We start from the raw sequence: 885 nt of genomic DNA on the forward strand, positions 1-885 counted from the left end.
CGAGGTTATTTAAATCTACCTGAACTTACCGATGAGCGTTTTTTAGTAAATCCCTTCCAGAGTGAAGTAGAGAAGTCCATAGGTTATAATGGTCGTATGTATAAGACTGGAGATTTAGGGCGTTATCTTGCTGGAGGGGATTTGGAATATATAGGTAGGAATGATTTCCAGGTGAAGATTCGAGGTTATAGGATAGAGTTGGGAGAGATAGAGAGTTCACTTGTTGGCTATGAAGGTATTGGTCAGAGTGTTGTTTTAGCTAAAGAGAATAGCTCCGGGTTAAAATATCTGGTAGGATATTATGTATCGGATAGAGCAATCAATGTTGAAGATTTATCATTGTATTTATCGGGTCTTTTACCAGAGTATATGGTTCCTTCTGCGTATGTTCATTTAGAAGAGTTTCCTTTAACGATTAATGGAAAGTTAGATCGCAGGGCTTTACCTGAACCTAGCTTCACAGGAGATAAGGAGTATATAGCTCCCACGACTGTTCTTGAAAAACAATTAGCAGAGATCTATAGTGAGGTTTTAGGTTTACCTGTAGAAAGTATCGGTTTACACGATGATTTCTTCCGCTTGGGAGGAAATAGTATTATGGCTATTAAACTGATTAGTAAGATTCATCAGGGATTAGGCTTACAGGTGAGTGTAGCGATGGTGTTTAGCCATAAAACGATCTTTGGATTAGCAGGTGCACTTGAAGGTTTATCAATTGATATTGTAGAGATGATCCGTCCTATAGCGGTTCATCATCCTGAGGATCAATTGCTATCTTTTGCACAGGAGCGTTTATGGTTTATTGATCAGTATGAAGGAGGAAGCTCTGCGTATAATATTCCTATGATTTTTGGATTATCTTCCAGGGTTGATCTTAGCATTTTA

The 885-nt window shown here is 38.3% G+C and carries 1 protein-coding gene; it reads left to right on the top strand.

All coding sequences use genetic code 11. The features are described 5' to 3' along the window. Window positions 1-885: phosphopantetheine-binding protein (locus CHRY9293_RS18390; RefSeq protein WP_162034306.1), on the top strand; the 885-nt coding region annotated here is incomplete at both ends.

The organism is Chryseobacterium potabilaquae (genome assembly GCF_902728265.1).
Lineage (GTDB): Bacteria > Bacteroidota > Bacteroidia > Flavobacteriales > Weeksellaceae > Chryseobacterium > Chryseobacterium potabilaquae.